The sequence below is a fragment of the Bradyrhizobium sp. GW821-FHT12B03 genome (assembly GCF_058807535.1).
The window spans coordinates 82,732-104,075 of sequence record NZ_JBXAQU010000027.1; the positions used below are offsets into that span (position 1 = coordinate 82,732).

21 protein-coding genes and 1 tRNA gene are annotated in these 21,344 nt (G+C 65.5%); 3 read left to right on the plus strand and 19 right to left on the minus strand.

The window, feature by feature from the left end; translation table 11 throughout:
• Positions 1–75 precede the first annotated feature (75 nt).
• From AC1RUR_RS35240 to AC1RUR_RS35305, 14 genes are all read right to left on the minus strand, one after another.
• Complete coding sequence (locus AC1RUR_RS35240) at positions 76–795, minus strand: ABC transporter ATP-binding protein (protein WP_492852689.1); 720 nt, start codon at positions 793–795, stop codon at positions 76–78.
• Positions 792–1,559, minus strand: a complete 768-nt coding sequence (locus AC1RUR_RS35245; protein WP_492852691.1) for an ABC transporter ATP-binding protein — start codon at positions 1,557–1,559, stop codon at positions 792–794. Before AC1RUR_RS35245 ends, AC1RUR_RS35240 begins: the two co-directional genes overlap by 4 nt.
• Positions 1,549–2,520, minus strand: coding sequence for a branched-chain amino acid ABC transporter permease (locus tag AC1RUR_RS35250; protein ID WP_492852693.1), 972 nt, complete (start codon positions 2,518–2,520; stop codon positions 1,549–1,551). The genes AC1RUR_RS35245 and AC1RUR_RS35250 overlap by 11 nt, the downstream gene beginning before the upstream one ends.
• 13 nt (positions 2,521–2,533) lie before the next feature.
• Positions 2,534–3,397 (minus strand): branched-chain amino acid ABC transporter permease, encoded by an 864-nt coding sequence (locus AC1RUR_RS35255; protein ID WP_492852695.1) that lies wholly within the window; start codon positions 3,395–3,397, stop codon positions 2,534–2,536.
• A gap of 63 nt (positions 3,398–3,460) precedes the next feature.
• Positions 3,461–4,714, minus strand: a complete 1,254-nt coding sequence (locus AC1RUR_RS35260; RefSeq protein WP_492852697.1) for an ABC transporter substrate-binding protein — start codon at positions 4,712–4,714, stop codon at positions 3,461–3,463.
• Positions 4,715–4,973: 259 nt separating this feature from the next.
• Complete coding sequence (locus AC1RUR_RS35265; RefSeq protein ID WP_492852699.1) at positions 4,974–5,336, minus strand: DUF1428 domain-containing protein; 363 nt, start codon at positions 5,334–5,336, stop codon at positions 4,974–4,976.
• Between the two features lie 174 nt (positions 5,337–5,510).
• Positions 5,511–5,584, minus strand: a tRNA-Gln gene (locus tag AC1RUR_RS35270).
• A gap of 172 nt (positions 5,585–5,756) precedes the next feature.
• Positions 5,757–5,960, minus strand: coding sequence for a hypothetical protein (locus AC1RUR_RS35275; protein WP_492852701.1), 204 nt, complete (start codon positions 5,958–5,960; stop codon positions 5,757–5,759).
• A 123-nt stretch (positions 5,961–6,083) separates the two neighbouring features.
• Positions 6,084–7,055 (minus strand): Bug family tripartite tricarboxylate transporter substrate binding protein, encoded by a 972-nt coding sequence (locus AC1RUR_RS35280; RefSeq protein ID WP_492852703.1) that lies wholly within the window; start codon positions 7,053–7,055, stop codon positions 6,084–6,086.
• Positions 7,056–7,110: 55 nt separating this feature from the next.
• Positions 7,111–8,241, minus strand: coding sequence for an iron-containing alcohol dehydrogenase (locus AC1RUR_RS35285; RefSeq protein WP_492852705.1), 1,131 nt, complete (start codon positions 8,239–8,241; stop codon positions 7,111–7,113).
• Positions 8,242–8,254: 13 nt separating this feature from the next.
• The gene (gene pdxA, locus AC1RUR_RS35290; protein ID WP_492852707.1) at positions 8,255–9,292 is read right to left on the minus strand and encodes a 4-hydroxythreonine-4-phosphate dehydrogenase PdxA; all 1,038 of its coding nucleotides are present in this window, start codon (positions 9,290–9,292) and stop codon (positions 8,255–8,257) included.
• The gene (locus AC1RUR_RS35295; RefSeq protein WP_492852709.1) at positions 9,289–10,395 is read right to left on the minus strand and encodes a four-carbon acid sugar kinase family protein; all 1,107 of its coding nucleotides are present in this window, start codon (positions 10,393–10,395) and stop codon (positions 9,289–9,291) included. Before AC1RUR_RS35295 ends, pdxA begins: the two co-directional genes overlap by 4 nt.
• The gene (locus tag AC1RUR_RS35300; protein ID WP_492852711.1) at positions 10,392–11,834 is read right to left on the minus strand and encodes an FAD-binding oxidoreductase; all 1,443 of its coding nucleotides are present in this window, start codon (positions 11,832–11,834) and stop codon (positions 10,392–10,394) included. The genes AC1RUR_RS35295 and AC1RUR_RS35300 overlap by 4 nt, the downstream gene beginning before the upstream one ends.
• A gap of 27 nt (positions 11,835–11,861) precedes the next feature.
• Positions 11,862–12,782 carry a dihydrodipicolinate synthase family protein gene (locus AC1RUR_RS35305; protein ID WP_492852713.1) on the minus strand — a complete coding sequence of 307 codons (921 nt, stop codon included), beginning with the start codon at positions 12,780–12,782 and terminating at the stop codon, positions 11,862–11,864.
• A gap of 123 nt (positions 12,783–12,905) precedes the next feature.
• Here AC1RUR_RS35305 and AC1RUR_RS35310 point away from each other — a divergent pair, with 123 nt between their 5' ends.
• Together AC1RUR_RS35310 and AC1RUR_RS35315 are read left to right on the plus strand one after the other, a co-directional pair.
• Complete coding sequence (locus tag AC1RUR_RS35310; protein ID WP_492852715.1) at positions 12,906–13,739, plus strand: IclR family transcriptional regulator; 834 nt, start codon at positions 12,906–12,908, stop codon at positions 13,737–13,739.
• A 94-nt stretch (positions 13,740–13,833) separates the two neighbouring features.
• On the plus strand, positions 13,834–14,565 hold the full coding sequence (locus AC1RUR_RS35315; protein WP_492852717.1) for a DUF3750 domain-containing protein: 732 nt from the start codon (positions 13,834–13,836) through the stop codon (positions 14,563–14,565).
• A 12-nt stretch (positions 14,566–14,577) separates the two neighbouring features.
• Here the strand turns inward: AC1RUR_RS35315 and rnz are convergent, their stop codons facing one another.
• The 5 genes from rnz to AC1RUR_RS35340 form a co-directional block, all read right to left on the minus strand.
• The gene (gene rnz, locus AC1RUR_RS35320) at positions 14,578–15,483 is read right to left on the minus strand and encodes a ribonuclease Z (protein WP_492852719.1); all 906 of its coding nucleotides are present in this window, start codon (positions 15,481–15,483) and stop codon (positions 14,578–14,580) included.
• Positions 15,484–15,535: 52 nt separating this feature from the next.
• Positions 15,536–16,519, minus strand: coding sequence for an antibiotic biosynthesis monooxygenase (locus AC1RUR_RS35325; RefSeq protein ID WP_492852721.1), 984 nt, complete (start codon positions 16,517–16,519; stop codon positions 15,536–15,538).
• Positions 16,520–16,530: 11 nt separating this feature from the next.
• Entirely contained in the window at positions 16,531–17,928 is a 1,398-nt protein-coding gene (gene guaD / locus AC1RUR_RS35330) for a guanine deaminase (protein ID WP_492852723.1), read from the minus strand.
• Positions 17,929–17,943: 15 nt separating this feature from the next.
• A complete protein-coding gene (locus tag AC1RUR_RS35335; RefSeq protein ID WP_492852725.1) occupies positions 17,944–19,161 on the minus strand; it encodes a multidrug effflux MFS transporter in 1,218 nt (405 codons plus the stop codon).
• A 145-nt stretch (positions 19,162–19,306) separates the two neighbouring features.
• Entirely contained in the window at positions 19,307–19,675 is a 369-nt protein-coding gene (locus tag AC1RUR_RS35340; protein WP_492852727.1) for a hypothetical protein, read from the minus strand.
• Between the two features lies 1 nt (position 19,676).
• Between AC1RUR_RS35340 and AC1RUR_RS35345 the strand changes: the two genes are divergently transcribed.
• Complete coding sequence (locus AC1RUR_RS35345) at positions 19,677–21,161, plus strand: amidase (RefSeq protein WP_492852729.1); 1,485 nt, start codon at positions 19,677–19,679, stop codon at positions 21,159–21,161.
• Positions 21,162–21,344: the final 183 nt, after the last annotated feature.

Genomic DNA, 21,344 nt, shown 5'->3' on the forward strand with positions numbered 1-21,344 from the left:
CCGGGGACCCCGCAAGCTACGCAAGCGTAACACCATTCGCTGACGCCTGTCGCGACTGCTCCGCCAGAAGACGGGTCACCCCACCCCGAGATAGGCCTTCTGCACCTGCGGGTCTTCCGCGAGCGCAGCCGCCGTGCCGGACAGCACGCTCTTGCCGACCTGCAGCACTGTGGCGAAATCCGAGACCTCAAGGGCGAGCTCGATCGACTGCTCGGCGAGCAGGATGGTCAGGCCCTCGCGATGCAGGCGGCCGAAGGTCTCGTACATGGATTCGACCACCGCTGGCGCGAGGCCGAGCGAGGGCTCGTCCAGCATCAACAGCTTCGGGTCGCTCATCAGCGCGCGGCCGACCGCCAGCATCTGCCGCTCGCCCCCGGACATGGTGCCGGCGCGCTGGTTGCGGCGCTCTTTCAGGCGCGGAAAGATCTCGTAGACGCGTTCGAGCAGCGCGGCCTGGCGCGACCTGTCGTGCAGCGGCGTGGCGCCGAGCATCAGATTGTTCTCGACGCTCTGCTGCACGAAGAGACGCCAGCCCTCCGGCGACAGCGCCAGTCCCTTGCGCACGATCGCAAAGGCCTTCTGGCCGGCGATGTCCTCGCCGCGGAAGCTGATCGATCCCGAATGCACGGGGATGAGCCCGGCGATCGCGTTCAGCGTCGTGGTCTTGCCGCCGCCATTGGAGCCGAGCAGCGCGACGACGCTGCCCTCGGGCACCTCCAGCGACACGTCGGAGACGCCGATGAGGTCGCCATAGCGCACCTCGAGGTGCTCGATCCGCAGCAGCGCCCCGCTCATAGGTCCGGCCCGCCCATCAGTTCGACCGGCGTGTGGCCAGCGGCCGCCTTCGCTGCACGCTTGCCGAGATAGGCCTCGATCACGGCCGGATTGGACGTCACGTCGCGCGGCGAGCCGCGGGCGATCTCCTTGCCTTGGTGGAACACCATCACGCGGCTGGCGAGCGACATGATCACTTCCATGATGTGCTCGACGATGACGAGCGTGATGCCGGAGCGGTGGATGTCGCGGACGAGATCGATCGCGAGCCTCACCTCATGCGCGTTGAGGCCGGCCATGGCCTCGTCGAGCAGCAGCACTTTTGGTTCGGTCGCAAGCGCACGCGCGATCTCCAGCCGCTTGCGGCCGGGCGTGCCGAGCGAGCGCGCCGGCGCATCCGCAAGCCTGATCATGCCGACACGCTCCAGCACGGCGCGCGCCTTGGTCTCGGCCTCCTTGCGGTGGGGCGTGCGGAGGAACGCGCCGATCATGACGTTCTCGAGCACCGTCATGCCCTCAAAGGTCTGCGGCACCTGGAAGGTGCGGGCGAGCCCGAGCCCGGCGCGCTGCTCCGGCGTGAAGTCGGTGATGTCGCTGCCCTCGAACAGCACGCGGCCGGAGGTGGTCTTGAGATCGCCGGTGAGGCAGTTGAAGAAGGTGGATTTTCCCGCGCCGTTCGGGCCGATCAGGCCGAGGATGTCGCCCTGCTCCAGCGTCACGGAGGCATCGTCCACCGCCTTGAAGCTGCCGAACGCCTTTGTGATCCCGCGTGCCTCAAGGAGCATGGCCGGCTCCTGTGTCTGCGCCGGGCTTGCGGCGCCGCGTGAACAGGCTGAGCAGACCGCCGGGCTGGAAGCGCGCGATCACGACGATGATCGCGCCATAGAGCACGAAGGTGAGGCCTGCGCCCTTGCCGCCGAGCCAGCTGTTGGAGATCTCCTCCAGCGGCACCAGGATCGCAGCCCCCACCAGCGGCCCGAACAGCAACCCTGCCCCGCCCAGCGCCGCCATAATCAGGATCTTGACCGAGATCAGGATGCCGAGACCGGACTCGGGATCGACGAAGCCGAACATCATCGCATAGAGCGCACCCGCAACACTCGTCAGCGCCGCGCTCAGCATGTAGGCATAGAGTTTGGTGCGGCTGGCAGGCGCGCCGAGCGAGCGCGCGGCGCGTTCGGAATCCTTGATCGCGCGCAGGTAAAACCCCATCCGGCTGTTGGTCATCCACCAGGTGATCAGCAGCGTGATCACGAGAACGGCGAGGAAGAGATAATAATACGGCAGCGACGACAGGAACGAGAGGTCGAAGATATTGCGCGGCACGGTCGGCCCCGAGAGGCCGACGGCCGCACCCAGCCATTCGGTGTTGGTGACGATCAGTCGCATCGTCTCGGCGACCGCGATCGTCGCCATGCTGAAATAATGACCTGATAGCCGCAGCGTCGGCACGCCGATGATCGCAGCGAGCGCAACCGCGACAACGATGCCGCCGGGGATGCCGAACAGCGGCGACAGGCCGAATTTGGCGTAACTCCCCATCGCAGCATAGGCGCCGCAACCAAAGAACACGACGTGCCCTACCGACACCTGCCCGGCATAGCCGCCGACGATATTCCAGGCGGAGGCCGCAATGGCATAAAGCAGCACCAGCGCGCCGAGGCGCTGCTGGAACGGCGAAGACAGCAGCAGCGGATAGGCGATCGCAATCGCCGCAACCACCGAGAGCCAGATCAGGCGCCGCATCACATCTTCCTCATCAGGTCTTGCCCATCAAGCCTTGCGGCCGGAACCAGAGGAAGAGCAGGAACAGCACATAGACGACGATGTCCTTGTAGATAGCGCCGATCAGATAGCCGGACAGCGACTCGATGACGCCGATCAGGAGGCCCGCGACCAGCGCACCGGGCACGCTGCCGAAACCGCCGAGCGAGACCGTGACGAAGGCGACAATGCCGAGCGTCTCGCCCACCGTCGGCACGATGTAGAAGAAGTTCGCGATCAGCGCGCCGGCAAGGCCGGTGGCGCCGGCCGCGATCGCCCAGGCGATCGCCTGCATGGTGTCGGGCCGGATGCCCATCAGCTGCGCCGCGGTCTGATCCTCCGCCACCGCCAGCATCTTCGAGCCGAGCGAGGTGCGCGTCAGCAACAGATGCAGGCCGAGCGTCACGAGAAGCGCGACGACGCCGGCGAGCAGCCGCGAGGCCTCGATGCGCAAGCCCGCGACGGCAAAGGTGCCGCCGACGATGTTTTGCGGCATCGACAGGAAATTGGCGCCGAACCACCAGAACACGGAATAACGCAGCAAGAGCGCGAGCCCGAAGGTGCCGAGGATCTGCGCCAGCATCGGCCCCTTCATGATGTCGCGGATCAGGGCGAAATAGACGACGACGCCGAGGGTGGCGAGCACCAGCGTTGCGAGCGGGGCGCCGAGGATCGGCCCTCCGCCCATCAGGGTGTAGACGACATAGGCGACGTACATGCCGAGCATGACGAAATCGCCATGCGCGAAATTGACGATGTTCATCATGCCCCACACCAGCGTGAGGCCCGAGGAAAACAGGGCGTAGACGGCGCCAAGCAGAAGCCCGCCGACAATCACCTGCACGAGAACAAAGGACATGAGCTGCGCTGCTCTACCAAGCCTTATGAAAAAGGCGGGACTGCAGGTCCCGCCCTCGCATGATCACCAGCCCTTGTAGGGCAATACCGGCGCCTTCTCGGCATTGGCCTTCGGCCACACCGAGACGTAATTCTCGCCGTCCTGAAGCTGGATGATGTAGGCCGAGGCCAGGATGTTCTGGCCCTTGTCATCGAACTTCACGCCCTTGTAACCCATGATGAGCTGTTCGGGCTTGAGGTCGGTCGCCTTCAGCGCGGCCTGGATCTTGGCGGGTTCGGTCGAGCCGGCGCGATCGATGGCGTCGACCAGCACGAAGAAGCCCTGCATCTGGCGGCCGACGGTGTCGTCCATTTCCTCGCCGCTCTTCTTCTTGTACATGTCGGCGATGATGGCGGACGGCGATCCGGACGGACCCACCGCCCAGGACGAGCGGTTGAAGACGCCCTGCGAGAGCTTGCCGACCGCCTTGATGAAGGACGGATCGGAATAGCCGGCGTCGTCCGCGAGCAGCAGCGGCGGCTTGTAGTCGAGCGATTGCATCGTCTTGGCGAACAGGATCGCGTCCGAGGTGTAGCTGATCATCAGCACGACGTCGGGCTTCTTCTCCTTGAGCTGAAGCACCTGGGCCTGCACGTCGGTGGCGTTGACGGCATAGGCGATGTCGATGACACCGCCACGCCCTTTATCCTTGAAGCCGGAAGCGATCGTGTTGGCGACCGAAGTGCCGTATTCGGTGTTGTCATGGACCAGCGCGATGCTGTCGGTCTTGGCGCCGGCCGCCTTCATGTCGATGAGGAATTCGTCATAGATGCGGACGAAATCCGGCGCGATCGGCGTGGTACGGAAGAACCATTTGAAGCCGCGCTCGGTGAGATTGGCGGCGACCGATTCCGGCGTCAGGAACGGGATGCCGTATTTCTCGGCGATCGCGCTCGAGGTCAGCGTGATGCCGGACTGATAGGCGCCGAGGATTGCGGCGACCTTCTCTTCGGTGATGAGCCGCAGCGCCTGGTTCTGCCCTGTCGCCGGGCTGCCCTGGTTGTCGGCGAACACCACCTCGACCTTGGCGCCGCCGAGGCCGGCAAGGCCTGCGTTCTTCGCCAGCGGCAGATTGCCGAGCTCGGGATGGGCGTTGTTGATGATGTCCGTGGCGACTTCGAGCGCCGCCTTGGCATGCGCGCCGATCGAGGCGGTGCCGCCGGACATCGGCAGGATCGCGCCGATCTTGACGACCTTGTCCTGGGCCTGCGCACCCGAAGCCAACGCAAGGGACATCGCGGCCGCGCAAAGCAGCCCGGTGACGTGCTTCAATGTCATGAAATCAGACCTCCCAAAGGGTTTCCCCAACCAAGATTTTTTGGAAAGCTTGGGCGAGCCGCCCGCTTCCGTTTGATTATGCCTGGCGACGGGAGGATGGCATGCCGGCCGGACACCGGCAAGGTGAAACGGATTGCGACGATGCTGCATGGGGGAGCGGCGACGACGCACGGCGCAGGCGACGCTCAATCTGGCATCGTCTGGCGCAGGTGAGACAACCGCAGCGGCGGTTGTCGAATGCGCAAGGCGCGGAGCGCGCTCATCCCACGACGTCGCTCGCCCTCAGCAACGTCGTGAAGCCGCCATAGATCATGCGCTTGCCGTCGAACGGCATGCCGTCCAATTTCAGCCGAGGGTCAGCCATCACCTTCCTGTTGACGGCATCGCGTGTCTCCCGGTCGCGATAGACGATCCAGGCGAACACCACGACCTCGTCTTCCTTCGCCATCACCGCGCGCGGAAACGATGTCAGCTCGCCATAGGGAACGTCGTCGCCGATGCATTCGACATAATCGAGCGCGCCGTGCTCCATCCAGATCGCGCAGGCCGTGTTCGCCAGCGCCTTGTAGGCCTCGATCCTGTCCTTGGGCACGGCGAGCACGAAACCATCGACATAGGGCATCACGGATCTCCTTGGGTTGTGTGTCCCAAGGACGATCCGATGCCCGGCAATCCGACCCACGAAGACGATATTCCGATGAGGCAAACCGTCGCGAGCGGCCGCGCGGCTGGACGGCCGTCACAATTGGTGAGGCCCTGGGCAGGTCAATCATGGCTTGACAAAAGCGCCCGGAATTGGCTGGGGAACCTGGATTCGAACCAAGACAAACAGAGTCAGAGTCTGTTGTGCTACCGTTACACCATTCCCCAACGGAATAGCCGAACAAATTCAATATCTTATTGATCTGTCCGGCTGTGGCCGGAAGCGCGTTTGGCGCAAATCACGGCTCAGGCGTGGCAGCGTTCTACCCGCTCGGCTCTGGGCTGGCAAGCGCTGCGGTGCGAGGGGCTGTGAACCCGGCAGCGGGGCCGCGGGACAGGCCTATTCCGGCGCGAGCGTTGCGAGTCCGGCTTCGATGATCGTGATCTCCTGGCTGACCTGCGCGATGGCTTGCCGCGGGTCTACGCCCGTCACCGACACCAGTTGCCGCAGCAGATCCTGCCGATGCGACAGGATATCGTGGAGCGCATCGCGATCGTTCAGCCGCACATATCCTTCAACGATCAATTCCAGGGAACGGGACATCGTACTCTCGAAACATGGGTTACTCTTCGGATATCCAAAATATCGCGATTGGCTTGCCCATGTGAGCACGATGTCACGTCAACCTTGACAGGTAAGGCTAACGCCCGGACGCAAACCGGCCCCCTACTCCAGCTTGATGTTCGCGGCCTCGATCACCTTCTTCCAGCGCGCCGTCTCCGCGGCGATGTAGGCCGCGAACGGCTCCGAATCCACGGCAACGGCGGTCGCGCCGAGCTCGGCCATCTTCTGTACCGTGTCCGGCTGCTGCATGAAGGCGCGGATCTCGGCCGAGAGCTTTTCGACGATCGGCTTCGGCGTGCCCGCAGGGACGAAGAAGCCGTGCCAGGCGACCGCCTCGAAACCGGGCAGGAATTCGGCCACAGCCGGGACCTCCGGATCGAACGCGGCACGCTTGGGCGTTGCGGTCGCCAGCATCGCGAGCTGGCCAGTCTTCACCTGCGGCAGCAGCAGCGGCACGTTGTCGAAGGCGAGATCGATCTGGCCGCTGAGCAGGTCCGTCAGCATCTGGCTCGAACCCTTGTAGGGCACGTGCACCATCCTGGTGCCGGTCATCTGCTGAAACAGCTCGCCGGCGAGATGCTGCGAGGTGCCGACGCCGGCCGAGCCGAACGAGACCTTGTCCGGATTCGCCTTCAGATAGGCGATCAGCTCCGGCACGGTGCGCGCCTTGATCTTGTTGGGGTTCACGACGAGCACGTTGGGCACGATGCTGATCTGGGCGACCGGCACCAGATCCTTGTCCGGCTGGTAGCTGAGCCTCGGCCCATAGAGCGAGGGGTTGATGGCGAGCGCCGAGGTGCTGGCAAGGCCGAGCGTGATGCCGTCGGGCGCCGATTTCGCCAGCCGCGTGACGCCGAGGATCGAGCCGGCGCCACCGACATTCTCGACCACGAAGGGCTTGCCGAGCTTCACCTGCAGATGGTTCGAGACCATGCGTGCGAAGATGTCCGCGGTGCCGCCGGCGGCGAAGGGGACGATCACCGTCACCTGCTTGGACGGATAGCTATCCTGCGCCTTCGCCGGCGACGTCGCCAGCAGCATGACCGAAGCCAGAACAAGCCACATCGATCTCATCGAAGTTTCCTCTTTTCACTGTGTTATTGATTGGTTGCCGCGCGGCGGAGATGGCTTAGAACGCGACCTCGTACATCTTCAGGATCGCGTCCCGGCCGAGATCGCGCGGATTGTTGTCGAGCAGGCGGCGAATGGCGTGCGCCTCATCGGCCATCACGCCGAGATCATTCTTGGGAACGCCGAGCGTGGACAGCCGCATCTCGATGCCGAGATTCTTGCAGAACCCGTAGGTCGCGTCGAAGGCGAGATTCGGATCGTTTCGCACCGACAGCCCAAGCGCTTCCAGCACCGCGAGGGTCTTCGCCTCGACGGCCGGCATGTTGAACGCGAGCGTATGCGGGAAGATCACCGCGCAGGCGAGCCCGTGCGCGATGTGATGGCGCGTGCCGAGCGGATAGGCCACGGCATGGCCGGCGGTGGTGTTCACCGGTCCGAGGCAATAGCCGCCATAGAGCGACGCGAGCGCAAGACCGGCACGCGCCTCGCGGTCGCCGCCGTCGGCCACCGCGCGCTTGAGATAGCGCCCAACCAGCCGCGCCCCCTCGAGCGCGTAGAGGTCGATCGTCGGATGCGACTTGCGGCTGGTATAGGCCTCGACGCAATGGGCCAGCGCGTCGACGCCGGTCGCCGCGGTGACCTCCTTCGGCACGGTCATCGTCAAGTCCGGATCGACGATGGCGATGTCGGCGAGCATGAAACGGCTCTGCACCGCCTGCTTGTTCTGGCTGACGGGATCAGTGACGAGCGCACGGGTACCGGCCTCGCTGCCGGTGCCCGAAGTGGTCGGGATCTGCATCAGCGCCACGCTGCGGCCGGCGACCTTCTCCGGCCCGACGATATCGGCAAAAGGCACGTCAGAGGTGCACATCACCGCGACCAGCTTGGCGAGATCCATCGCGCTGCCGCCACCGAAGCCGACCACGAGATCCGGCTTGGCCTCCTTCGCCATCGCTACCGCCTTCTCGAGATTGGGCAGGTCCGGCTCGGGCTTGACGTCGCCGAACACCTTCACCGCACCCGGCAGCGCCAGCATGTCGATGCGGCGCGCGTTGAACGCATCAGAGATCACCAGCGGCCGCTTGGCGCCGATCCGCTCGGCAAAGCGCGCCGCGGCCGTGATCGTGCCGTTGCCGAATTCGAGGATGGTGGGGCGCTGGATTTCGATGGGCGTGAAAGCGTTGGTCATCGTGCGGTCGATCTCATGACTTGGATGCGGAAGCGCCGGCGGCCAGCCGTTCGGCATAGTCGATGGCCTCGATCAGGCTGTGCTCGTTGGCGATGCCCTTGCCGGCAATGTCGAAGGCGGTGCCGTGATCGACGGAGGTGCGGATGATCGGCAGGCCGAGCGTGATGTTGACGCCGGACAGCTCCTGCCAGCGGCCGGTCGCGGGATCGACCTGGAAGCCGAGCAGCTTGACCGGAATATGCCCCTGGTCGTGATACATCGCGACCGCGGCATCGAACTGGCCGGCGCGCAGCTTGACGAAGATGGTGTCGCCCGGCACGGGGCCGACGACGTCGAGGCCGTCGGCGACAGCCTTGGCGATCGTCGGCGCCGACACGTCGATATCCTGCCGGCCGAACAGGCCGCCCTCGCCCGCATGCGGATTGAGCGCGGCGATCGCGATCTTCGGTTTGGCGATACCGAGCCGCAGCAAGGCGTCGTTGGTGAGGTCGATCACCATGCGCAACCGCTCCGGCGTCAGACGCTTCGGCACATCCTCGAGCGCCACATGGGTCGAGACATGGCTGACGCGCATGTTGCCGTGGGCGAGCAGCATCACCGAGCCGCGCACGCCGGTGAGATGGGCCAGCATCTCGGTATGGCCGGGGAAATGATAGCCGGCCTTGTTGAGCGCTTCCTTGTTGAGCGGCGCGGTGACGATCGCCGCGGTGCGGCCGGCCTGGGTGAGCCGGACGCCCTGCTCAATCGCCTTATAGGCGAAGCGGCCGCCATCGGCGCTGAGCACGCCGGGCTTGATCGGATCACCTTCGGCGTCGGCCTGCAGGTAGCAGAGATTGGGCCATTCGCGATCGTCCGCCGACACCTGCGGGATCGCGACGTCGGCACCGAGCGCGACCTTCGCGCCATCGAGCGCCGCGCCGCTGCCGATGATCAGCAGACGCAGATCGCCCGTCGCGATCCGATCCTTCAGCCCGAGGCAGGCCTTGACGATGATCTCAGGCCCGATCCCGGCAGGATCGCCCATGGTGATGGCAAGATGACGAGAGGTCATGTTCGACTCTCCATTCTGAACAGATGATTTTCCCGGAGCAGATCGCGCCAGAGCTCGCCGGGACCGAATGCGCCGGACTTCGAGACGACGTCGATGCCGGCCCAGCGACCGCCTTGCAGGGTCGAGCGTGGCAATCCCGGCACGATACGTCCCGTCACCTGGAGCGCATGCGCGCCAAGGGCGACGCATGCGGCCTTCAAGGTTTCGCCGCCGGCGACGATCAACGTGCCGGGCGGTTCGAGCGCCGCGATCAGTACCGTCATTTCGTGTGCGATGCGCCGCGCGGCCTCGGCGCGCGTCAGGCCTTCGGCGAGAGAGAACTTGACCAGCGCCACACCGTCACCGGCCAGCTTGCGCTGGACACGCGCCGCGCCCTCACCCTCCGCAAGCGCGATGGTCGCCTCGCCGCATGCGGCCAGTTGCGACGCCGTGGCGGGCTGATCGGAGCCGAACAACCCCAGCACCGGCAGCTTCAACCGATCAGGCGCATCGGCACGGTGGCTGCGCGCGAGCGCGCCGGCCAATCCGCCGCTTCCGCACCACAGCACGGGCCCCGGCATGCGCCGTCCCATCTCCACGACACGATCGAGATCGATGTCGCTCTCTGCATCGAACACCTGGACGCCGGCCTGCGTCAGCGTATCAGCTTGCCCCTGCCGCGCCTCGATGCCCTCGCGCTGCAATTGCGCCAGGAGATTGTCGCCGACGCGATGCCACTCGCCTTGCACCGTGCGCGCGAATTGCTGGCCACCGACGGTACGACGCCCCTGATAGTCGAAGGCGGGCGCAACCACGCAAGAGGTCCAATGACCGCCGCGCAGGCAGGCACCGAGCTCGGCCGCCCAGGCACCACGCAGAAGGCTGTCGACCTTCTTGTAGCCGATCGCCGCCCCCTGGAGCTGCGGCGCCAGCCGCTCGACGATCTCGACGCTCTCGGCTCTGGAGCGCTCCCGCGTGCCGCTGTCGATCGCGAGGCTCCGGGAGGCTTGCGCCGCGGGCGCTTCCGGCCAGGTGACGTCGAACGGTCCGCACAGGCCGACGAACTCCGCCGCGGTGTCGAGCGCGCCAGTCAGATCGTCAGCGAGCAGGCGGACGCTCGTCATCGCTGCACGCCTCCCGCAAAAATCTTGCCCGGATTCATCAGGCCATTCGGATCGAGCAATTGCTTGATGTCGCGCATCAGTTCGATGTCGAGGGGATCGGCGACGCGGACGAGCCGGCCGCGATTGGTGATGCCGATGCCGTGCTCGGCACTGATGGCCCCGCCCTGCGCCGCGGTCTCGTCATCGACGATCTCATTGATCTCGGCCACCAGCCTGGCCGTCGCGTCCGGGTCCTGGCAATGCACGTGAGCGATCAAGGCCACGACATGGATGTTGCCGTCGCCGATATGGCCGTGCATCACCACGTTCGCATGCGGCACGGCATCCTTGATCCGGGCCTCGACATTGTTGACGAAAGCCGCCTGGCGCTCCAGCGGCACCACGCTGTCATGCGACACCACGTAACCGCTGCGCTTGTTGCCCTCGGACACGCTGTGCCTGATAGCCCAGATCGCCTTCGCCTGCGCGAGGTTGGTCGCCAATATAACGTCCTCGGCAAGCCCGGCCTCCATCGCATCCGCGAGCACCGCGGCGAGCGGCTCATCCAGATCGACGCCCGGGAGCGTGTCGGTCAGCTCGACGATCAAATACCACGGCGTCGTCAGATCGAAGGGGACCGTGACATGCGGCACGGTCTTCGCGATCGCCTCGATCTGCGACCGCGACATGATCTCGAGGCTGCCGAGCCGGTCGCCGACCGCGCCGCGCAGGCGCTGCATGATCTCGAGCGCCTGCTCGACGCCCTGCAACTTCAACAGCGCCAGGGCCGAGCTGCGTGGCGGCGCGAACAATTTCAGCACCGCCGCGGTGACGATCCCGAGCGTGCCCTCCGCACCGATGAAGAGCTGCTTCAGCGCATAACCCGTGTTGTCCTTGCGCAGCGCGCGCAGGCCGTTGAAGACGCGCCCGTCGGACAGCACGACCTCCAGCCCCAGCACGAGATCGCGCGTCGGCCCGTAGCGCAGCACGGCCGTGCCGCCGGCATTGGTCGAGATGTTGCCGCCGATCTGGCAGGAGCCCTCGGCGCCCAAGCTCAGGGGAAAATAGCGGTCGACGCCCTTCGCCGCGTTCTGGACCTCGGCAAGGATGCAGCCGGCCTCGACCGTGATCGTGTTGGCGAGCGGGCTGACGTCGCGCACGGCCCGCATGCGATCGAGCCGGATCACGACATTGCCCGTGTGATCGTCCGGCGTCGCGGCGCCGCACATGCCGGTGTTGCCGCCCTGCGGCACGATCGCGAGCCGCCTTGCCGCGCAGAGCTTGACGACGGAGGCAACCTCCGCCGTCGAGCCGGGCTTCACCACCGCAACGGCGCGGCCGTGATAGCGCCCGCGCCAGTCCACCACATAGGGCTCCTGGTCAGGCCCGGACGCGATGACGTACTTGTCGCCGACGATTGCGGCAAGCCCGGCCAATGCATCCTGGAAGGAGTCGGACATCAGATCGCCTCGTCGTCCGCACCAAGCCTAGGCGGAGGCCGCGAATGCCGCGGCATTCGCAAGCAGCTCTTTCAATTGGTCCGGCTGCAAGGACTCCAGCGGCGGACGCAGGCGCTGCCAGCCGGCGTGCCTGGTGCGCTCGGCCACCAGCGCCTTCAGAGATGCCATCTGCGGGAATTTCGAGACCAGCTCGCGCGCCTTGACGATGCGCGCCTGCGCCGCCTTGAGGGCCGGGTCGTCGTCGCTATCGCGAAAATGCATGTAGACGTACGCAAGGCTGCGCGCGACGACGTTGGAGGTCGCAGTGATGCAGCCCGCGCCGCCCTTGCGCAGCAGCGGCAGCATCAAAGGATCGGCACCGCCCAGGACCGCGAATCCCGGGAAGCGCTCCACCATCGCAGTCATGTTGGCGAAGTCGCCGGAGGAATCCTTGATGCCGGTGAACGTCGCCGGATAAGTCTTGCGCAGTCGCTCGATCAGCGCATGCGAAATCGGCTGCGCCGACATCTGCGGGTAGTGATAGAGGACGACTTTCAGGCGCGCATCACCAATCCGCTGCACCACTTCGCTGTAGGAGGCAAAGATGCCGTCGTCGGTGACGTTCTTGTAGTAGAACGGCGGCAGCATCACCACGCTGTCGACGCCGACCGAAAGCGCGTGGCGCGTCAGCGCGATGGTGTCGCTGAGCGCGGCAACGCCGGTGCCGGGAAGCAGCCGCTGCGGCGCGATACCGGCGGCAACCACCGCCTCGAGCAGCGCCGTGCGTTCGGTCACCGAGAAGGAATTCGCTTCACCCGTGGTGCCGAGCATCGCGATGCCGTCGCAGCCTTCGTCCAGGAGGTAGCGGCAATGCTCCACGAAACGCGCGTGATCGGGCGCAAGCTCGGCGTCAAGCGGCGTCAGCGCGGCTGAGAATACGCCATGAGGGTGCAGCGATGATGTCGACAAGACTTCCTCCGATCGCCAGAACGATATTGTTCGGAATGCGAACATTTGTTATTTACTGATCCAGTGGTAAAATCAGCGCGCTCCCGCGTCAAGGGCGATGCTGTCATGACGGGGCATTCGAGCATGGCCAAGAACCAAAAGAAGGCCGCAAAGCGCAAACCTGAAGCTAGCCCAAAGAATCCCAAGAATTATGTCGCTTCCGTCGGCAAGGCGTTCGCCGTGCTCAGGAGTTTCACCAGTGAGGACTTCGAGCTCACCCTGAGTGAGATTGCCGCACGGTCTGATCTCGATCGCGGAACCGCGTTCCGGCTGATCCAGACCCTGGTCGAGCTCGGCTATCTCCAGGCCGTGCCGCAGAGCCGCCGGTTCCGCCTCGGCCTCGCCTGTCTGGACCTTGGCTACACCGTGCTGTCGCATGGATCGTTGCGGACCATCGTCGAGCCGCTGCTGCGCCAGCTCGTGCCCGATGTCGGCGATGCGGCCTCGCTCGGCATCCTCGACGGCGGCGACGTGATCTATCTCGCGCGCATCAGCGCCGGCCTCGATCGCTACAAGATGGATCGCCGGCCGGGCTCGCGCATTCCCGCCTACAGCGCCGCGCTCGGCCATGTCATGCTGGCGCATCTGGCGCGGGACGAACAGATCGCGCGGCTGGAAGCGCGCCCTCGCGTCAAGCTATCGGAGCGAACGCTGACCGATCTCGATGCCCTGCTCACCCGGCTCGATCAGGTGAAGAAGAAAGGTCATGCGGTCTCCGACGGCGAGAACGCCTATGGCCTGCGCACGCTGGCAACGCCGATCTTCGACGCCCAGGGGCTCGTGATCGGCGGCTTGAGCGTCACCGTCGACGCGATGCGCATGGACATGTCCGCCTTTCGCGACCAGGCGCTGCCGCGGCTGATGCAGGTGACGCGCCAGGTGCAGGATCTCGCGATCAAGTCGGGATTGTCGAGCTGAGGGCGTTCTTGCCGACCGGGCTGGCGTGAGAGCTCGATCGAACTATATCCCGTGAGTTAACCCTCCCACTCTCGACCTTCTCTTGAGAAAAACCGTGCTCACATTTCTGCTGCTGGTGTTCGTGCCGATCTGCGTGTCGGCCGCGCGGTATTACTGGCTTGGAGATGGTCGCGGCAATTGGCAGACGGCCGACCGTTCCAGCGCAGGTCTGCTGCCTCCGGCCTCGTCCCATCCCGATGCCCTGATCCGGATCTACGCGGCGCGAACGGTGCGGTGGCGCAGCATCTTCGCCGTCCACACGTGGATCGTCGTCAAGGAAAAGGACGCGGCCAGCTACAGCCGATACGACTACACGGCGTGGGGCGAACCGATCCGGAGCAATGGGTTTGCTCCCGATGGACGATGGTTTGGCGCCCTGCCGGAAACCGTGGTGGCGGTCGACGGGCCACAGGCCGAACTCCTCATTCCCAGGATTCGATCTGTCATCGAGACCTACAAGTTTCGGACCTATGGTGATTACAGCGCCTGGCCCGGGCCAAATTCGAACACCTTCGTTCAAGCCGCCTTGAATGCCGTGCCCGAACTTGGCGCGGTTCTGCCGCCGACCGCCATCGGCAAGGACTATCCCTATTCCGGGCAATGGATCGGGCTGACCGCCTCGCGCACCGGCTTCTACGCGTCGCTTTCCGGCTATCTCGGCCTCACCCTCGGCTGGGTCGAAGGTCTCGAGATCAATTTCTTCGGCGCCGTGCTTGGCCTCGACATCAGGCGTCCCGCCCTCAAGCTGCCCGGCATCGGCCGCCTCGGCGTCGCGTCCGGCCTGTAACGCTCGTCATGATCACAAGACAACAATGTGATCAAAGTCGGCGGCGATCCGTGTGCTCGGAAAGACCTTCATCGCCTCGGCGAGAATCTCCTCGTCCTCGTAGCGTCCCGACATATGGGTCAGCACGAGCTGCCCGACATTGTTCGCGGCCGCGAACGAAGCCGCCTCTGCCGCGGTGAGATGGCCGTAATTCCGCGCGGTCGCCGCGTCGCGATCGAGGAACGTTGCCTCGATCACCAGCATATCGGCGTCGGCGACATGGTGCGAGAGCCTCTCGGTGGTCTCGGTATCGCCGATCACGACGAGCTTTTTGCCGCCGCTCGGCGGCCCCAGGACCTCCTCCGGATCGATCGTTCGGTCGGCGATGACGATCGGACGTCCCTGCGCCAACTCGCCGCGCAAGGGACCGTCGGGGACACCGAGCGCGACGAGGCGATCGGACTGAAGATGGCGGCGGGCGGGACTCTTGAAGGCGAAGCCAAAACTGTCGGTGTCGCGATGCCGCACCGGAAAGCAGTCGATGGTGAAGTCGCCGGCGTCGACGACCTGTCCCTCGGTCAGCGCTGCAAACTCCACCGGGATCGGCGCCCTGCCGGCCCCCCACAGGCCCGCAAGCATGCGAATGACGAGGTCGAGTGTGCCCGGCCCGCCATGGATGGTCATCACGTCTGAGGTCTGGCGCAAGCCGAGCGTCGAGAACAGGCCGGGGATGCCGAGCACGTGGTCGAGATGCGCATGCGTCAGCAGGATGCGGTCCAGCCGCCGGAATCCGGCGCCACTGCGCAACAATTGGCGCTGCGTGCCCTCGCCGCAATCGACCAGGATCCGCTGGCCGGCCGCCTCGACGAGGAGCGCCGGATGGTTGCGTTCCGCCGAGGGAACGCTTGCGGAAGTCCCGAGAAATGTCAGGGAGAACATGGTCGTCAATGTCCCGAGACCGCCGCACTCCGCAACAGCACGGTGGACGGCCTCACCGCCCCCAATGCCACGCGAGCAGCAGCGCGTACAGACCCATCGACGCGGCGTAGAGCGCGGCAAGCAGGGCATACCCGGCGATCTGGCGACCGATCGCCGCCTTCGGCGTGATCCACCAGTCCAGCGCCTTGAAGGCGGCCGGCACCAGCCACCAGCCGAGCAGCTGGGTGCTGACGAGATTGCCGACGAAGAGCGACAGCCAGATCGGCACGCCATGGCTGTCGATCAGCGGCCTGCTGATGAAAGTGCCCCAGAGGTAGACCACGGGATAGAGCACCAGCAGAACGATGAGGTTGCTCTTCCAGATCAGGCTTGGGCTCTGCTCCGGGGCCTGCGTCTTGCCGGACGGAAACCAGAAATTGAAGCCGTAGCTCGCCCGCTTCACGTTCATGCCGGCGTTGAAGCGCGCGCCCTCCTTGAGCAGCGTCTGCCGCAAGGGCGAGTCGAGCCACGCATTGAGATTGGCATCGCCGTCGAATGACAGGATGACGATCCATTCGTCATGCAGGCCCGGGATCGGCCGCTCGATCTTGTGGCGCAGGAATCCCTTGAACTCGGCCTCCGCGGCCTGGATGCGTTGCTGCCATTGCAGGAACGCGTCCTCGAGCCCATCAGGCACCTTGAAGGAGATCACGGCCGAGACCGCGCTGTCGCGCTGAACGCCGGTGTCGGGCAGGATATGGACATCCTCCGAACCGACGAAGTAGCGCTGCACCTGCCCGATCAACTTCGCCCGCACCTCGCTCTGAAGCCAGGCGCGCGCCGCCGCCGGGCTCGCAAAGCGCAGGATCGTCACCCAGTCCACATGCGCCGGCGGCTGCGGCGGCACCACCTCCTGGCTGAGAAATCCCGGCCACGTCTTGAGCACCTCGCCGACCTCGCCGTTCCACCGCGCGAACGCGGCAAAGCCGTCGTCGGCGATGCGACGCTGGATGACGAGAGCGACCGGCTGGCCGGCCGTGTCAGGGGATGCGCTCATAAGCGATCGCCTCAGCTCTTCTTGTAGAGGCGCTTGCCCATCACCCAGGTCTCGTCGACGCAGCGGTCGTCGCCGACCATCATGACGGCGAACAGCATGCTCGCGGCTTCATCCATCGTGCGCGGGCCGGCGCCGTCGGCGATCAGCGACTGGTGCCAGGCTTGCGCGATCTGCCCGCCGTTCGGATCGAGCGCGACGAAATCGGCCTCCTTCCCCGGCTCGAAATTGCCGAGCTTGTCGTCGATGTAGAGACCTTCGGCGCCGCCGAGCGTGATCGACCAGAAGCCGCGATAGGGCGACAGCTTGTTGCGCTCGGCTTCGGCGAGGTCCTTGCGCACCGGATCGATGCTGCCGTCCAGCAGCGTGTTGTTGCACATGCCGACCTTGTAGGCGTCGTCGAGCACGGAGATCATCGAGAAGCGGTTGCCGCCGCCCACATCGGTCCCAAACGACATCTTCACGCGATGCTCGGGATCGGTGGCGCGGCCAAGGCGGAACAGGCCGCTGCCGAGGAACAGGTTCGAGCACGGGCAGAACACCACCGCGGCGCCCTTCTTCGACATGCGACGGAACTCGTTGTTCGAGAGATAGACGCCGTGGCCGCCGGAGAACTTTGGCCCGACCAGATCGAACTTCTCGTAGACGCCGAGATAGTCCTGGCAGTCCGGATGCTCGACCAGCACCCCGCTGCATTCCGCCGGGTTCTCGGAGATGTGGGTGTTGACCCAGCAGTCCGGATGCTCGTGCTTGAGACGCTGACATGCTTTCAGCAGCTCCGGCGAGGCGCCGAAGGCGAAGCGCGGCGTGATGGCGTAGAGGTTGCGGCCCTTGTTGTGGTACTGCGCGATCAGCCGCTTGCTGTCGCGATAGAAATTCTCCGGGGTATCGATGAAATCGGCTGGCGCGTTGCGATCGATGCCGGTGAGGCCCGCGATGACGCGCATGTTGCGGCGGGCCGCTTCCTCGAACAGCTCCTCGGTTGAAACGGGCGAGGAGCTGGTGAAGGCCTGGCAGGTCGTGGTCCCGGAGGCGAGCAGCGCGTCGAGGAAGCGCTTGACGCCCTCGCGCGCGTAGTTGCGATCCCGATATTTGAGCTCTTCCGGATAGACCCATTTCTGGAGCCACGGCAGCAGCTGCTCGCCATAGGCGCCGAGCACGCGGGTCTGCGGCAGATGGATGTGGCCGTCGATGAAGCCGGGAACGATGATGCGATCCTTGATATCGGTGATCTGCACGCCCGGATGCGCGGCGGCGATCGTCTCGTACGGACCGAACGCCTTGATGACGCCATCCGTGACGATCATGAGGCCGTCCTGATGGAAGCGCGCGGCGGCCTGCTCGTTGCCGATGTGCTTCCAGGGATCGTCGACGAAGTCGAAGAACGTGCCGCGAATACCGACGGTGGTCATGAACTGGTTCCTTCCTTAGGTCTGTGTGGCCTGGCGCACCGAGGGCAGCGAGATCGCAAGCAGCGTGCCCGCGATGGCGCAGAGGCCGAGATAGAGCCATCCGATCGGCGCCTGGGTTGCTTCAGGCAGCACCGCCGCGATCGCCATGGCGCCGCTGACCGCGAGGTAGCAGAGCGCGCTGATCAGGCCGCCGATCAGGCCGTGGTCGCGTTCGAACAGGCCGAGCGCCATGCCGTACATCATCGGGCACAGCACGCCGCAGCCGCCGAGCACCAGCGCGCCGCCGATCGTGATCGATGCGAAATCGAGACCGACGGCCATGCCGGTTGCGGCCAGGACCGCGGAGCCTGCGAGAAACAGCGCGAAGGCGCCGAAGCCCAGCATGCGGGCCGGCATGACGCGCGCGAAATGCGCGCAGCCGAGCTCGCCGGCGAGATTGACGCCGCCAAGGCCGAGCGCGACGAGACCGTAGATGGCCGCCGAATAACCAAGGCCGGTCTGGTAGAAGAACGGCGCGACGACCCCGAACGCGAGCTGCGCGCTGGCCGCCGCGGCGAACACCAGTACGAAGGCGAGGAAGCCGGGACGGACAAGCGCAGCGCGCAGGATACCGGCAGTCCTGCGCGGATCGAACGGCGCGCGCCGCTCTGCCGACAAGGTTTCAGGCAGAAGGAATACGACGATCGTGGCAACGATGGCTGCGGCAATCGCGATGATGACGAACACGCCGCGCCACGACGTCAGCTCGACGATGAAGCCGCCGGCCGCCGGCGCCAGCACAGGTGCGAGCCCCCAGGCCGCACCCAGCAGACCGGAGATCGCCGTGAGCTCGCGGCCGCGAAAACAATCGGCGGCGACCGCGTAGGCAACGACGAGGCAGGTGCAGCCGCCGATGCCTTGCAGGAAGCGCAGGGCCAGCAGCAGCGAAGCGCTGGTGGCGAGCGCACAGGCGATGCTCATCGCGATGAGCACGGAGAACCCCGCGAGCAGGACGTTGCGGCGACCGAGCGTATCGGAGGCGATGCCGACCGGCACCAGCGCCAGGCTCATGCCGAGCATGTAGGCGGTGACGGTGTTCTGCATCGACGCGGAATCGGTTGCGAGGTCCACCACCATCTGCGGAAGGCCCGGCGTATAGGCATCGAGCGGAATCTGGCTGAACGGCACGACGCACAACAGGATCGGCACGATCCCGCGCTTCGCGCAACCGGCGTCCGAAGCAAGTGCAGTCATGGCTTACGCCCCCTCGATGCCCGCGGGCCCCGTCTTTTCGTGCGCGCAATGAGAGGCGACGATGCAGGTTGCGGAAATTGACGCGCGGAAGGTGCCAGAACTGTGTGTAAAAATTCTTAGGGGATTCGGTCCGATAGGGGAGGCCTCACGCTCGGAACCATGCGGCGCGGTGACGCTCCGGCAAAAAATCGAAAACAACCCCATGCACAGTAGGGATCGGGCCGAAATCATTGGCCTTTTCAAGAATTCGGTAAGGACGAAATTTTGCTTGCGCCGTCGGGCAAAACAGGTGCAGAATTGCATCATGGCCGACCGTGGGTTTGCCGCCGCACCGGGCCGTTAACCGTTCGGAAGGCATGGCCGTCTCGAACGGCATTACCCTCCGCATCGGCAAGCTGGTCCGGTGCTGGTTGCGCGGCCCCTCTGATCCCCCTTTCAAGATCGCACGTTCGACGCCCCGGGCATTTGCAACGGGAATGGCCTCGACGCGACAATGGGATACAATGGAGTTCATGATGACCGCAGATGACGCTGACCTTGACTACGGCTCGATCGGCGCACTGCTGAGCGCCCTGCACGCGCGCAAGCTGTCCGCGGCCGAGCTCCTCGAACACACGATCGCGCGCATCGAAGCGCTGGACGGGCCGATCAACGCCATCATCGTTCGCGATTTCGATCGTGCACGAGACGCGGCCCGCGCTGCCGACGCCGCGCTCGGCCGCGGCGAGCGGCTGCCGCTGCTCGGTATTCCCGTGACCTTGAAGGAACCATTCAACGTCGCCGGCCTGCCGACGACATGGGGCTTTCCGCATTTCAGGGATTTTCAACCAAAGGAAGACGCGCTCGTCGTCGCGCGGTTGAAGGCCGCGGGCGCCATCATCATCGGCAAGACCAACATCCCGATCGGCCTCAGGGATTTCCAGAGCTACAACGAGATCCACGGGACGACGAACAACCCGTGGGACCTCGGCCGTTCGCCCGGCGGTTCCTCCGGCGGATCGGGGGCGGCGCTGGCTGCGGGCTTTGGTCCGCTCTCGATCGGCTCGGATATCGGCGGCTCGATCCGGGTGCCCGCGCATTTCTGCGGTGTGTTCGGACACAAGCCGAGCCTCGGCCTGGTTCCGCTGCGCGGCTACAGCCTGCCGCCGGCGCCGCCCGTTCCGGGCCAGGGTGATCTCGCCGTCGTCGGACCGATGGCGCGCACAGCATCGGACCTCGCATTGTCGCTCGACGTGATCGCCGGCCCCGATGAGACGCGCGACGGGATCGGCTATCGCCTTGCGCTGCCCGCCCCGCGCCATGACCAGCTCAAGGATTTCAGGATCCTCGTGATCGACACCCATCCGCTGATGCCGACGGGCGATGCCGTGCGCTCCGCCATCGGACGGCTGGCGCAGCGGCTCGAGCGTTCAGGCGCGCGGGTTGCGCGCGCGAGCGCGTCGCTGCCCGACCTCGCCGACTCCGCGCGGCTCTACATGAAGCTGCTCAACGCAGCGCGAAGTCCGCGCCTGACGCCGGCCGCCCTCGCAGAAGCGCAAGCACTTGCCGCGGCGCTGTCGCCCGACGACCGCAGCCTGCAGGCCGAGCGCGCCCGCGGCTGGGGCATGACCCATCGCGAGTGGCTGGCGACCGACGCGACACGCCTGCAGCTGCAGCAACGGTGGCAGCTGTTCTTCCGCGAGTTCGATGCCGTGATCTATCCGGTCGCCGCCGTGCCGGCCTTTCCGCAAGACCAATCCGAGCCGTTCGACGCCCGCCAGCTGGACATCGACGGCAAGCCCTACAACTATTCCGATGCCTGCTTCATCTGGGCCGACCCCGCTTCGACCTGCGGACTGCCGGCAACCGCCGTTCCGATCGAGCGCACGCCATCGGGACTGCCGATCGGCGTGCAGATCATCGGGCCGTATCTCGAGGATCGCACCACGATCGCACTGGCCGGATTGATCGAACGGGAATTCGGCGGCTTCGTCCCGCCGCCGGGGCTGGCTGCAAAGTAACCCGCGCCAGGCCGACCATGCCACGGACTCGTTCAGCGGCTGGCCGCCTGATGTCGGCTCAAACCCCGACAGCGGCGGAGAAGGAGCATCTTCCGATGTCGCTGACGGGCCGATTCTGTTGAAAAAGGCGGCGGTTGCGACGCAGAGGGATCAGTGATTCAGTCTGTCTAATTGGCAGGACTG